This window comes from Mycobacterium sp. NGS11 (assembly GCF_059813315.1).
The window spans coordinates 1-13,298 of sequence record NZ_JCALEJ010000032.1; the positions used below are offsets into that span (position 1 = coordinate 1).

Here is a 13,298-nt window from a genome sequence, read left to right on the forward strand (position 1 = left end):
CCAACACACCGGTGCTCGCGACCGAACCGGTCGCGTTCTACCTGCTGAAGGCTACGGGGTTGGTGAACCGGACACCGCCCGCGTTCGAGGCGGCCATCGAGAACGAGACCGATCCCGCGCCGGCCGACATGGCGGTGGTTCTCGACCTGGTCGGCCGGCGTCAGGTGTCGGCCGTGTTGATCAATCCGCAGACCTCCACGACGGCGATCAACGGCCTGCGCGATGCCGCCCGGCGGGCGGGCGTCCCGGTCACCGATGTGGCCGAAACGTTGAGCGAAGGCGCGGATTACCTCACCTGGCAACGCAATACGGTCAGCCAGTTACAATCCGCGCTGCAGTCGAGCCGACCCGTGCGGTCATGAGCCTCGAACCCTTCGCGGAAGTCGAAGACTCCGCCGAGACAGTGTCGCTGCGCGGGGCTCGGCTGGCGTTCGGCGACCGGGTGCTGTGGGACCACTTGGACCTGTCCGTGGGCCGCGGCGAGTTCATCGCGGTGCTCGGCCCGAACGGCAGCGGCAAGACGTCGCTGCTCAAGGTGCTGCTTGGGCAGCTGGCACTGAGCGCCGGTGCCGGGTGGGTGGACGGAAAGCCGATCACCTCGGGCAGCGGGCGCATCGGCTATGTGCCCCAACATCATCCGATGGACGCCGACGTAATGCTGCGCGGGCGCGACCTGGTTCAGCTGGGCATCGACGGGCCATGCTGGGGTGCCTTTCCGCTGCGGTCCGCCGATCGGGCCCGCCGGCGCGCGGCGGTGCGGCAGGCGCTGCGCCAGGTCAACGGCGAACACCTGGCGGACGTCCGGGTCGGAACGATGTCGGGTGGGGAGTTGCAGCGGGTGCGCATCGCCCAAGCGTTGGTCAGCGACCCGCTGCTGTTGCTGTGCGACGAGCCGCTGCTGACGCTGGACCCGGCCAACGCCAAGCTGGTGTCGGCGCTGATCGAGCGGCGCCGGCAGGACACCGCGACCACGGTCATCGTGGTCACCCATGAGATCAACCCGATCCTGCCGTACGTGGACCGGTTGCTGTATCTGGTCGACGGCCGGTTCGAGATCGGCACCGTCGAGCAGGTGATGACCAGCCAGACACTCTCGGCGCTGTACCAATCGGACATCCAGGTGGTGAAGGTCAAGGACGGCTACGTGGTGGCCGGCGCGCGGGACGACGGGTATCGCTGATGGGGCATCGGCTCGTCGGCTTGCTGGACAATCTGCTCTCCTTCGACATCACCGCGCACCTGCTCGGTCATGACTTCGTGCAGCAGGCGCTGGTGGCGGCCGCGCTGCTGGGCTTGGTGGCCGGACTGATCGGGCCGTTCATCGTCATGCGTCAGATGTCGTTCGCCGTGCACGGTTCCAGCGAATTGTCGCTGACCGGAGCCGCTTTCGCGCTCCTGGCCGGCTTTGGCGTGGGAGTCGGCGCGCTGATCGGCAGCGCCCTGGCAGCGGCGCTGTTCGGCGTGCTGGGGCGGCGCGATCGGGAGCGCGATTCGGTGATCGGCGTGGTGCTGGCCTTCGGGTTGGGCCTGGCGGTGTTGTTCATCCACCTGTACCCGGGCCGCACCTCGACCAGCTTCGCCCTGCTGACCGGCCAGATCGTCGGGGTCGGCTATACGGGGCTGACCATGCTGGCGCTGGTGTGCCTGCTCGTCATCGCGGTGCTCGCGACGTGTTACCGCCCGCTGCTGTTCGCCACCGTCGATCCCGACGTCGCCGCGGCGCGCGGCGTGCCGGTCTACCGGCTGGGTATCGTGTTCGCCGCGCTGGTCGGCGTGGTGGCGGCCCAGGCGGTGCAAATCGTCGGGGCGCTGTTGGTGATGTCGTTGTTGATCACTCCCGCCGCGGCGGCGGCCCGGGTGGTCTCCTCGCCCGCGGCAGCGATGGTGACCTCCGTGGTGTTCGCCGAGGTGTCCGCCGTGGGCGGCATAGTGCTGTCGCTGGCGCCCGGGGTGCCGGTGTCGGTCTTCGTCGCCGGCATCTCGTTCCTGATCTACCTGGTCTGCTGGTCGATCGGACGCCGACGATCCGCTGCCGCCTAAGCTGGGCGCATAGCTCGACCAACGAAGGCAATGGTGCGCCGGCGAATCGCATTGATGCAGGCGGCGATGTCCGCCCTGGCGACCGGCTGCACCACGATCGTCGGCGGGACCGCGTCGCCCGCGGACACCTCCGGTCCGCTGCCCCAGACCCCGGTGGCCGCCGCGTCCCTGGATGCGGTGCTGCTCGGCGTGGACCAGATCAACTCGTCGCTCAGGTCGGGCATGCGGCTGCGATACGGCGCGCAGACGATGTGGGACTGGAGCTCGACTTTCAGCGACAAGACCTGCCTGGCGATGGACGGCCCCGCCCAGGAGGCCGTCTACGCGGACACCGGCTGGACCGCGATGCGCGGCCAGCGGCTGGATGACAACTTCGACGACCCGGCGGTCCGCAACAACTCCGCCATCCAGGCCGTGATCGCCTATCCTTCCGCGCGGAAGGCCGATACGTTCTACGACGCCTCGGTGCGACGATGGTTCGGCTGCGCCAACCGCACGTTTGCCGAACATCCCACGGACAAGCCCGAAATCGTGTGGAAGGTGGGCGAGGCCCACAACGTGGGCGGCACGCTGAGCACGTCCGAAGTCCAGGAAGACAGCAACGGCTGGACGTGCCAGCGGGCGCTGACCGCGCGCAACAACGTCGTCATCGACGTCGCCACCTGCGGCTCCTTCCTGCCCGGCGGATCGGCGGTCGACCTCGCCGAGCAGATCGCCGCCAAGGTCGCCAGGCAGTAGCTTGGCGCCCGCACCGCGTCCTCGCCTACGCCGGCGCCCGGGCGCCATAAGCTGGGCGGGTGGCCGCAATCGACCTCAACGCCGACTTGGGCGAGGGCTTCGGCGTCTGGCGCCTGGGTGACGACGAGGCCATGCTCGGCATCGTCACGAGCGCCAACGTCGCGTGCGGTTTTCACGCGGGCGACCCTGCAGGCCTGTTGCGGGTATGCCGGTCGGCCGCCCAACGCGGGGTCCGGATCGGAGCGCAGGTGAGCTACCGCGACCTGGCCGGGTTCGGCAGGCGCTTCATCGACGTCGCCGCCGGGGACCTGATCGCCGACGTGGTCTATCAGATCGGCGCGTTGCGGGCGATAGCGCACGCGGCCGGTTCCGCGGTGTCCTACGTCAAACCGCATGGCGCGCTGTACAACACGATCGTGACCCATGCCGAACAGGCGGCCGCCGTGGCCGAGGCGGTGCGCCTGGTGGATGCCGGGCTGCCGGTGCTTGGCATGGCGGGCTCGGCGTTTTTCGACGAGGCCGCCCGCCGCGGATTGCACACGGTCGCAGAGGCTTTCGCCGACCGGGCGTACCGGCCGGATGGCCGGCTGGTGTCCCGTCGTGAGCACGGCGCGGTGCTGCACGACCCGGCGGCGGTCGCCGACCGGGTGGTGACCATGGTGGAGTCCGGGCAGGTCACCGCGATCGACGGCACCCAAGTCACGCTGAAGGTGGAATCTGTTTGCGTGCATGGTGATTCGCCGGGAGCGGTGCAGATCGCCACCGCCGTTCGCGAGAGCCTCGTGGCTGGCGGCACCGAGATCAGGGCCTTCTGCTGATGCGACTCAAACTCGGCCGCCCCGACATCGCCCGGTTCGCGGACCGGTTCGACGCCCCCGCCGCCGGACCCGACGCGCTCTCGGTGACCTGGATGGGGGTGGCGACGCTACTGATAGACGACGGGTCGTCGGCGTTGATGACCGACGGCTACTTCTCCCGGCCGAGCCTGGCGAAGGTCGCGGCCGGCAAGGTGGCACCCTCGCCCGCACGCGTCGACGGATGCCTCGCGCGGGCGAAGGTCTCGCGGCTGGCGGCGGTGATACCGGTGCACACCCACATCGACCACGTTCTGGATTCCGCGCTGGTCGCCGACCGCACCGGCGCGCAGCTGGTCGGCGGGCAGTCCGCCGCCAATGTCGGGCGCGGTTACGGGTTGCCCGGGAGCCGGATCGTCGTCGCCGTCGACGGCGAACCGATGCGGTTGGGCGCCTACGACGTCACCCTGATCGAATCGCACCACTGCCCGCCCGACCGGTTTCCCGGCGTCATCGACGAACCGCTGATCCCACCCGTGAAGGCGTCGGCGTATCGCTGCGGAGAGTCCTGGTCGACGCTGGTGCACCACCGTCCGACCGGCCGGCGGCTGCTGATCCAGGGCAGTGCCGGCTTCGTCAAGGGCGCCCTGGCCGGCCACCGCGCGGACGCCGTGTACCTGTCCGTGGGGCAGCTGGGGCCGCAGCCGCGGTCATACCTCGTCGACTACTGGACCGAGACAGTGCGCGAGGTGGGGGCTCGCCGGGTGATCCTCATTCATTGGGACGACTTCTTCCGCCCGCTGACAAAACCGTTGCGCGCCCTGCCCTATGCCGGCGACGACTTGGAAGTCTCCGTCGGCATCCTCGACGAGCTGGCGGCGCAGGACGGCGTCGCGATGCACCTGCCCACGGTGTGGCGGCGCGAAGACCCTTGGAAGTAAAGCGGTTTAAACGTTGGCCCTGACGCTTGCGCTGTTACTGCTTGCTGTGGTCCTGGCGTTCGCCGTCGCGCGCCCCGGGGGCTGGCCCGAGGCGCTGGCGGCGGTCCCGGCGGCCCTGATCCTGATCGCCGTCGGCGCGATCTCGACACATCAGGCGGCAAAACAGATCGCCGACCTGTCCGGGGTGGTGGCGTTCCTCGGGGCGGTGCTCGTGCTGGCCAAGCTGTGCGACGACGAGGGCCTGTTCGAAGCCGCGGGCGCGGCGATGACGCGGGGGCGGGTGGGATCGGCCGGCCTGCTGCGCCGCGTGTTCGTCATCGCCTCGGTGATCACCGCGGTGCTGAGCCTGGACGCGGCCGTGGTGTTGCTGACCCCGGTTGTGCTGGCCGCCGTTCGGCGAGAGCGCACCCGGGTGCGGCCGTACGCGTACGCCACCGCGCACCTGGCGAATGGCGCATCGCTCTTGCTTCCGGTGTCGAACCTGACCAACCTGCTGGCCTTCCACACCGCCCACATCTCGTTCACGAGATTCACGTTGGTGATGGCGGCGCCGTGGGTCGGCGCGGTGGCTGTCCTCTACGTGATCTTCCGGTGGTTCTTTGCCAAAGACCTGCGGGTGCAGCCGGACCCGGAGCAGATGGGCGCGCCACCGCGCCCACCGGTGTTCGTGTTGGTCGTCGTCGCTCTCACACTCGCCGGTTTCGCGGTCGCCCAGTCCGTGGGGATCGCCCCGGCCTGGGTGGCGCTGTGCGGGGCCGCGGCGCTGGCGGTGCGCAGCCTGCGGCACCGGCACACCTCGGTATCCGACATCGTGCGCTCGGCGAACGTGTCGTTTCTGGTCTTCGTGCTGGCGCTGGGCGTCGTGGTGCAGGCGGTCATGCTCAACGGGATGGACAGGGCGATGTCAGCGGTGCTGCCGTCGGGTTCGGGCCTGCCCGCATTGCTCGCCATCGCCGCTATCGCCGCCGTGCTGGCCAACGTCGTCAACAATCTGCCCGCCACGCTGGTGCTGCTGCCGTTGGTTGCGCCGAGTGGGCCGGTGGCAGTTTTGGCGGTGCTGATCGGGGTGAACATCGGGCCGAACCTGACTTACGTCGGTTCGCTGTCGAACCTGTTGTGGCGGCGCGTGTTACGCCAGCACGATGTCGACGCCGGGGTAGGCGAATACACCCGCCTGGGCGTGTGCACCGTGCCCGCCTCGCTGGCGGTGGCGGTGCTCGCGCTGTGGGCGTCGGCGCGCCTGCTGGGTCTCTAGGGCGCGGGCGGCCCGCAGGGGCCCGATCGGATTATCGATGCCAACTCCTCGCGCGACTGCGCCCCCACCCGCTGACAGGCCCGGTACACGTGGCCCTCCACGGTGCGCACCGACATCACCAGCGCCTCGGCGATCTCGCGGTTGGACAGGCCGGCCACGACGAGTTCGACGACATCGCGCTGTCGGCCGGATAACTTCAGGCCGATCGGAGTGTGCAGCGCCGGCGTGTGCAGGCCACCGCAATCGTCGGCCAATTCCCTGGCCAGTGCCGCGGCGTACAGGCCGCGGCGACGCTGTTGGTGTTCGTCGAACACCACCGAGGCCTGCGCCGCGGCATCGGCGGCCGCGACCCGATCGCCGATCCCCCGGTACGCCACCGAGGCCGCCAGCAGGCCCTCGCCGTCCTTGGCCGATAACGCCTCCACATGCGACGCGACGGCGGCGGCCAACGGCAGCGACAACACGTCGGCCAGCTCCCGTGCCCGGACCGCCTGCGAGGCGTCACCCCATTGCGCCGCCGCCTGGATGCAGGCCACCTCGTGCGTGGGCTGGCCGCGATCGCGGGCAAGCCGCGCAGCCTCCTTCACGCCCGCCACAGCCTCCGGCAGCCGGCCCCCCGCCGCCAGGGCCCACCCTTCGGCCAGCGACAGGCCGGTATGCATGAACAAGAAGTCGGCCGGCACGCAGGACCGTGCCGCGGTGACCGCCTCGTTCGCATCGTCGGCCTGCCCGAGTTTGGCGTGCGCCTCGGCCAGCGCGAAGTAGCTCGCCGGGCGCAAACCCGTTGTCACATAGTGTATTTGAACTCCGGCCACCGCCTCGTGCACGAGCCGGGCCGCCTCGGCGACCGCGCCACGGGCCAGCTCGGCGTTGCCCGACAGGAGGGCGAGGTTCGCATACGCCAGGCCCGGAATGTCACGGGACGAATCGGCCAGTTGCCGCGCCGTGCTGACGAATTCGTCGATTCGGCCGGTCAGCCGGCAGGCCCGCCCGTAGACGGCGCCGAACCAGAACCGCATATGCGAGGCCTGAAACGAGGTCGTCGCCCGCCGCAGCGTCTGCTCGGCCACGTCGGCAAGCTCATCGACCTGACCCAGCGCCCCCATGGCCATGATCAGCGCGAGCGACGCCATCATCGCGTGGAAGCCGGGCAGGTCGGGGAAAGCCAGGGCGGCGCGGGCATTTGCTGCCGCGGCCGCACAGCGTGCCGCCACCGCATCCAGGCACGCCTGCACCGCCAACCGCTCCGCCCGCTGGGCCGGCGTCTCGGAATCGAGCGCCGCGAGACCGTCGAGGATATCGGCCGCGTCCTTGGGCTTGAAGAGATGCCAGATCAGGTTGGCCGCGCGCACCGTCGCCCAGTGATGGCCGTCGGGCAGGTCACAGTTGGCCATCTCACGCAGCGCCGCCTCAGCCTGCTCACCGCGCCCGAGCAGCGCCAGGTTCATGGCTCGCACGCCCGCCGCCCCGGGCGCACCGGCTTCGGCGGCGGCGGTGGCGAACCGGTCGGCCAGATCGAGATCCAGCAGGGTCATGGCATGCCGTGCCGATTCCAGGTAGAGCGCGGGGTCGGGATCGAGGTCGGACTCGAGACGAAGCAGCGCGCGGCGCACGGTGGCCTGCATGTCCGCGTCGCCGTCTTTGCCCAGCCGCGCCGCCAACCTGCCACGGATCTCCGACAGGTACAGCTCCCCGGCGCCCGCGCGGCGCAGCTCACCGAACAGCGGATGGGCGAGCCTGGCCGTCAACCCCCCGCCGGTGCGTTCGATGTTCACCAGCCCCATCCGCTCGGCTGCGGCCAGGTCGCTGCGCCGGGCCAGATCGCACAGCACCTCCACGGCCAGCGGCTCACACTGCGACAACGTGTCGATCACCATCGCCATCTCCGGACTGAGGCGGCCCATCTGACGGCTCACTGTTTCGGACAGGCTCGACGAGACCGCGACATCGCCGTCCCACATCCACACCCCGGCCGTTTTACGCATCCGCCCGGCGGTCACCTGATCCGCCACCAGCTGCCGCAGGAACAACGCGTTGCCACCGGTCAACTTCTGGAACCGGTTTGCGCTGCGCGCATCGACCGGACCGTCCAGCTTGCTTTCGATGACTTCGCGCGTCTGGGCAGCCGAAAAAGGTTTGAGGTCAAGTCTTTCCAGCAGTCCGTCTTTCCACAGTGCTGTCACCGCATCGGGCTCGTCGCTGCCGCTGCGTACGGTGACCACCAGCCGGACCCCGCCGGACTGCGCCAGCTGGTGGACGACGAGCGCCGACAGTCCGTCCAGCAGGTGCGCGTCATCTATCCCCACCACCACGCGACGCTGACGCTGTTGCGCGACAAACGAATTGATCACCCGTCGCACATCGGTCAGCGGGTCCGACCGAGCCTCGTTCATCGCCTCGGTCATCACACCGATGAATGCCCCGAGGGGCAGCGCCTGCGCCGAGTCGGTGCCGACGATCCACCTGGTCCGCTCGCCGGACGCCTCGGCGCGCCGCAGCACTTCGTGGGCCAGCCAGGTCTTACCCACTCCGGCGGCGCCGACGATCACCACGCCCGCGTGGGCACCGCCCGGACCCAGGGCGCGGCGAATGATGCCCCATTCGCTGTCACGCCCGGTCAGCGGCTCGGCGCCGATCACTCGGCGACTATAACGGCGCGCAAGCGCCGAATGGGAGGCTTTGACGGTGTTTCGGGGACCTCACGTGTAGCCGCCCCGCAGCAATGACGTAGTCGACTACGCTGTCGGCCCCGTTTTCCGACCATGAGCATGGCTTTTGTCAGATAGGCGCTCAGCACAGGTGGTGGGGTATGGCAAAGGTCGGCAATCGCGCATTGGTACTGGGAGCGAGCATGGCGGGTCTGGTCGCCGCGCGGACGCTCAGCGAGTTCTTCCACACGGTCACGGTGGTGGAGCGCGATTCGCTGCCCGACATCCCTCCCGATACCGCCGCCGCTCGCCGGGGCGTGCCACAGGGTCGCCACCTTCATGGTTTGCTGCCCCGCGGCGCTCAGGTACTCGAGCAATTGTTCCCCGGCGTCCTCGATGAGATGGTCATGGACGGCGCACATCATCTGGACGGCCGGGACCTGTCCCGGCTCTACTACCACCTGGGCGGGCACCTCATGGTACGCACCGGCGGCGCCCCCTCGTTCGCCGCGTATCTCGCCACCCGCCCCTTCCTCGAGGAACACGTCCGCGCGCGGCTGCGCCGCATCGCCAACGTCACTCTGCTCGATGAGCACGACATAGTGGACTTGACCACGACGCCGGATCGTCGGCGCGTCACCGGCGCCCGAATCGTCAACCGCCGGACCCGCGAGGACGTCACGTTGAGCGCGGACCTGGTGCTCGATGCCACCGGGCGCGGCGCCCGCACCCCGGCATGGTTGACCGCCCTGGGCTACGAGCGTCCGCCCGAGGTCCACGTGCCCGTGCATCTGACCTATGCGAGCCAATGCCTGCGCATGGCACCGGACGCGCTGCACGAATTCGGTTTCATCGTTGGGCCGGTGCCGGGCCGGCCGCGTGGACTGGGCCTGCTGCGCGCGGAGAACGACACCTGGATGTTCACCGTTTTCGGCGTCGCGGGCAACGCGCCGTCGACAGACCTGATATCGATGTGCGAGTTCGTCTGGGACTGCGCACCGCCCCACCTGCTGGCCGCGGTCCTGGCCGCCGAACCCGTCGGGGAGCCCACCCGGCACGGTCAGCCGTCCAGTCAATGGCGGCGCTACGACAAGATGCGTCGATTCCCCGAAGGCCTGCTGGTCATGGGCGACGCGATCTGCAGCTTCAACCCGATTTACGGTCAGGGCATGACGGTCGCCGCGCTCGAGGCAGTGGCGCTGCGCGACTGCTTGTCCGGCGGCACGGAGCAGCTGGCGCGGCGATTCTTCCGGGCCGCCGCGGTGCCGATCCGCCAGGCGTGGGAGCTGTCGGCCAACCCGGACCTGTGCCTACCCGAAATCGAGGGCACGCCACCGCTGCTCACCCGACTGCTCAACGGGTACATCGATCGCATACTCACCGCGACCGAATACGACCCCGTCGCGGTCGATCGCTTCGTCAAGGTCACCGCGCTCATCGACCCCGCTACCCGGCTGTTGCGCCCGAATATGGTGTGGCGGGCCGCCCTGGCCAACCGCCGCAAACCGCGCCCGGGCGACGAGCGGCCGGCTCGTGCGGACGGCGACCTGGCCGGAAGCGCGGCCCCCGCTAGCCGCGCCGGTAGCTAGGGGGCAACGGCATCGCCAGTTCGGCCAGCACGCTGCGCAACACCGTCGGGTAGTCGGTGATGATGCCGTCGACGCCAAAGCCGATCTGCTGACGCATGGCGGCGGCGTCGTTCACGGTCCAGGGAATGACCTTGAGCCCCAACGCATGTGCGCGCTCGACGTACGGCTTGCCGGGGACCAGCTGGTAGTCCGGTGAGACGATGTCGGCGCCCACCGTCCGCGCGCCGATCAGGGGATCGCCGATGCCCGGCGCCCAGGTGTGATCGTCGTACAGGGCCACCAGCGGAATCGACGGCTCGGCCCGCCGCACCATGGGCAGGGTGCGCCAGTCGAAGCTCTGGATTTCCACGCGGTCGACCTTGCCCGCGGATCGGACCGCGGCCAGTATCACGTCGACGAACTCCTGCGGTTCGGCGGACGCGCTGGGCCGATCGGCCTCCACCTTGGTTTCGATGTTGTACCGGATCGCGTCGGCGCCGTAGGAGTCGGCGAGTGCGAACACCTGCGGCAGCGTCGCTATCCTGTTGCCCCGCACCACTTCGGCCCGAGGGTAGTCGCCGAGCAGGTGCCCACAGTCCAAGGTATCGACCTGCGCCAGGGTGAGGTCGTGCACGAGCTTGCCGACGTACGGATACTGCGGGTCATTCTGGTATGCGGGAGCGGTGTCGGCGCACTTCTCGGGCTGAATCATCGGGTCATGCCACACCAGCGGTTGCGCGTCCTTGGTGATGACGATGTCCAATTCCAATGTGCTGACGCCCAATTCGATCGCCTTGGCGAAGGCCCGTAGCGACTCCTCAGTCGTCTCGCCGCGCCCGCCACGATGGGCCTGCAGGTCGAATTCCGGGGGTTTCGCGGTGGCCGGCCCGGCGAGCAACACCGCCATCGCCAGCAGCGCGGCGGCGAGCCGGGCGATCACTCAATGCCTTCGCTGGCGTGTGATTTCGGCGAGCACCACCCCGGCGGCGACGGACGCGTTCAGCGACTCGGTGTTTCCGGCCATTGGGATGGACACGACCTCGTCGCAGTTCTGCCGAACCAGGCGCGACAGACCCTTGCCTTCCGAGCCTACGACGACCACCAGCGGATCGGTGCCGTCGATGTCGTCGAGTGTGGTGTCACCACCGGCATCCAGTCCGACCACCCGCAACCCGCGCGCGGCCCAATCCGTCAGTGTCCGAGTCAGATTCGTGGCCCGCGCCACCGGGATGCGGGCCGCGGCCCCTGCGCTGGTACGCCATGCCACCGCCGTCACCGAGGCCGACCGTCGCTGTGGGATCAGCACCCCGTGGCCGCCGAACGCCGCCACCGAACGCACGATGGCGCCTAGGTTGCGCGGGTCGGAGATGTTGTCCAGCGCGACCAGCAACGCCGGCGGCGAGGCGATCGCGGCGGCAACCAGATCGTCGGGGTGGGCGTAGTCGTAGGGCGGCACCTGCAACGCGATTCCCTGATGCAGGTGGTTGCTGGTCATGCGGTCCAGATCGGTGCGCGGCACCTCGAGGATGGAGATTCCCAAATCCGCTGCGCGGGTGACGGATTCGGTCAGCCGCTCGTCGGCTTCGGTGCCCAGCGCCACGTAGAGGGCGGTGGCCGGCACCCCGGCCCGCAAGCACTCCAGCACCGGGTTGCGGCCGAGCACCGTCTCGGATTCGTCGGTGCGGCCCCGCGCCGGCCGACGGGCCTGGGCCTTGGCGCGCTTGGCAGCCGGATGGTTGGGGCGCAGGTGCGCGGGAGGGGTGGGGCCGCGTCCCTCCAGGCCGCGGCGCCGCTGGCCCCCCGAACCCACGGTGGCGCCCTTCTTGGTGCCCTCCTTGCGGATCGCGCCACGGCGACGCGAGTTGCCGGCCATCTACTTGTCGCGTTTTTCTTCGTGGGCCAAAAGCTCCCACTGCGGGCCGTCGGCGGTGTCGGTGACCTCGATGCCGGCGTACTTGAGCCGGTCGCGGATCTCGTCGGCGAGCGCCCAGTTGCGTTCCTCGCGCGCCTTCTGCCGATTCTCCAGCTCCGCCTGGACCAGCACGTCGACGGCGGCCAGCGCCGCCGACGTCTCGTCGCGGGTCTCCCAGCGTTCGTCGAGCGGGTCGCAACCCAGGATGCCCATCATCGCGCGGATCGCGCCCGCATGTCGCAGCGCGCCTTCGTGATCGCCGGAGTCCAGGGCCCGGTTGCCCTCCGCGCGGGAAGCGTGCACTTCGGCCAGCGCGGCCGGCACGGCCAGGTCGTCGTTGAGCGCCTCGGCGAACTTTGGCGTCCACTGCCCGGGCTCGACGCCGCCCACCCGCACCCGAACGCGATGCAGGAAGTCCTCAACGCCCACATAGGCTTTCACCGCGTCCTGCAGGGCGACCTCGGAGAATTCCAGCATCGACCGGTAGTGGGCGCTGCCCAGGTAGTAGCGCAGTTCGGCGGCGCGCACGCGCTGCAGTAACGCCGGTATGGCCAGCACATTGCCCAGCGATTTGCTCATCTTCTCGCCGCCCATCGTCACCCAGCCGTTGTGCAGCCAGTAGCGCGCGAATCCGTCGCCGGCGGCGCGGCTCTGGGCGATCTCGTTCTCGTGATGCGGAAAGACCAAATCCATTCCACCGCAATGGATGTCGAATTCCGGCCCGAGATAGGTGCGGGCCATCGCGGAGCATTCCAGGTGCCAGCCCGGGCGCCCCCGCCCCCACGGCGACGGCCATGACGGCTCGCCGGGCTTTTCGCCCTTCCACAGCGTGAAGTCGCGCTGGTCACGCTTGCAGGTGGCGACCCCCTCGCCCTGATGGACGTCATCGATCTTGTGGCCGGACAGCTGCCCGTATTCGGGATAGCTGAGCACGTTGAAGTAGACGTCGCCCCCGGCGGCGTAGGCGTGATCGGTTTCGATCAGCCGTTCCATCAGTTCGACCATCTGGGTGATGTGCCCGGTGGCTCGCGGCTCGGCCGACGGCGGCAGCACGTCCAGCGCGTCGTAGGCGGCGCTGAAGGCGCGTTCGTAGGTGGCAGCCCACTCCCACCACGGCCGACCCGCGGCGGCCGCCTTGGCCAAGATCTTGTCCTCGATGTCGGTGACGTTGCGGATGAACGCGACGTCGCAGCCGCGGGCGATCAGCCATCGACGCAGGATGTCGAAGGCCACCCCGCTGCGGACATGGCCGATGTGCGGCAGGCCCTGGACGGTGGCGCCGCACAGGTAGATGGAGACGTGACCCTCGCGCAGCGGAACGAAGTCACGCACGGCACCGGCCGCCGTGTCGTGTAGCCGCAAGCGGGCGCGATCGGTCACGACGTGCCAGCTTACCGGGTGC

Annotated in this window: 12 protein-coding genes; 8 read left to right on the forward strand and 4 right to left on the reverse strand. The window is 69.5% G+C overall.

The annotated features are described in order from the left end of the window. The 7 genes from AC5Y4T_RS23560 to AC5Y4T_RS23590 form a co-directional block, all read left to right on the forward strand. Window positions 1–362: metal ABC transporter solute-binding protein, Zn/Mn family (locus AC5Y4T_RS23560; RefSeq protein ID WP_499955714.1), on the forward strand; the 362-nt coding region annotated here is incomplete at its 5' end. Continuing rightward, complete coding sequence (locus AC5Y4T_RS23565) at window positions 359–1,180, forward strand: metal ABC transporter ATP-binding protein (RefSeq protein WP_499955715.1); 822 nt, start codon at window positions 359–361, stop codon at window positions 1,178–1,180. The genes AC5Y4T_RS23560 and AC5Y4T_RS23565, both read left to right, overlap by 4 nt. Continuing rightward, a complete protein-coding gene (locus AC5Y4T_RS23570) occupies window positions 1,180–2,040 on the forward strand; it encodes a metal ABC transporter permease (RefSeq protein ID WP_499955716.1) in 861 nt (286 codons plus the stop codon). The genes AC5Y4T_RS23565 and AC5Y4T_RS23570 overlap by 1 nt, the downstream gene beginning before the upstream one ends. A gap of 30 nt (window positions 2,041–2,070) precedes the next feature. Further along, entirely contained in the window at window positions 2,071–2,778 is a 708-nt protein-coding gene (locus AC5Y4T_RS23575; protein WP_499955717.1) for a sensor domain-containing protein, read from the forward strand. Window positions 2,779–2,837: 59 nt separating this feature from the next. After that, entirely contained in the window at window positions 2,838–3,596 is a 759-nt protein-coding gene (locus AC5Y4T_RS23580) for a LamB/YcsF family protein (protein ID WP_499955719.1), read from the forward strand. After that, window positions 3,596–4,513, forward strand: a complete 918-nt coding sequence (locus tag AC5Y4T_RS23585) for an MBL fold metallo-hydrolase (RefSeq protein WP_499955721.1) — start codon at window positions 3,596–3,598, stop codon at window positions 4,511–4,513. The genes AC5Y4T_RS23580 and AC5Y4T_RS23585 overlap by 1 nt, the downstream gene beginning before the upstream one ends. Before the next feature lie 13 nt (window positions 4,514–4,526). Further along, window positions 4,527–5,768, forward strand: a complete 1,242-nt coding sequence (locus AC5Y4T_RS23590; protein ID WP_499955723.1) for an SLC13 family permease — start codon at window positions 4,527–4,529, stop codon at window positions 5,766–5,768. Here the strand turns inward: AC5Y4T_RS23590 and AC5Y4T_RS23595 are convergent. Beyond that, a complete protein-coding gene (locus tag AC5Y4T_RS23595; protein ID WP_499955725.1) occupies window positions 5,765–8,407 on the reverse strand; it encodes a LuxR C-terminal-related transcriptional regulator in 2,643 nt (880 codons plus the stop codon). The genes AC5Y4T_RS23590 and AC5Y4T_RS23595 overlap by 4 nt on opposite strands. Window positions 8,408–8,577: 170 nt before the next feature. Between AC5Y4T_RS23595 and AC5Y4T_RS23600 the strand changes: the two genes are divergently transcribed. Further along, window positions 8,578–10,005: an FAD-dependent oxidoreductase gene (locus AC5Y4T_RS23600; protein ID WP_499955727.1), complete on the forward strand. Its 1,428-nt coding sequence runs from the start codon at window positions 8,578–8,580 to the stop codon at window positions 10,003–10,005. On the opposite strand, the gene AC5Y4T_RS23605 is transcribed toward AC5Y4T_RS23600, so the two are convergent. Genes AC5Y4T_RS23605 through cysS form a run of 3 tightly spaced genes read right to left on the reverse strand, consistent with a single transcriptional unit; the run spans window position 9,986 to window position 13,276 of the window. After that, window positions 9,986–10,891 (reverse strand): glycerophosphodiester phosphodiesterase, encoded by a 906-nt coding sequence (locus AC5Y4T_RS23605; RefSeq protein WP_499955761.1) that lies wholly within the window; start codon window positions 10,889–10,891, stop codon window positions 9,986–9,988. The genes AC5Y4T_RS23600 and AC5Y4T_RS23605 overlap by 20 nt on opposite strands. 33 nt (window positions 10,892–10,924) lie before the next feature. Then, the gene (gene rlmB, locus AC5Y4T_RS23610) at window positions 10,925–11,857 is read right to left on the reverse strand and encodes a 23S rRNA (guanosine(2251)-2'-O)-methyltransferase RlmB (protein WP_499947434.1); all 933 of its coding nucleotides are present in this window, start codon (window positions 11,855–11,857) and stop codon (window positions 10,925–10,927) included. Continuing rightward, on the reverse strand, window positions 11,858–13,276 hold the full coding sequence (gene cysS, locus AC5Y4T_RS23615) for a cysteine--tRNA ligase (RefSeq protein WP_499947433.1): 1,419 nt from the start codon (window positions 13,274–13,276) through the stop codon (window positions 11,858–11,860). Between the last annotated feature and the right edge of the window lie 22 nt (window positions 13,277–13,298).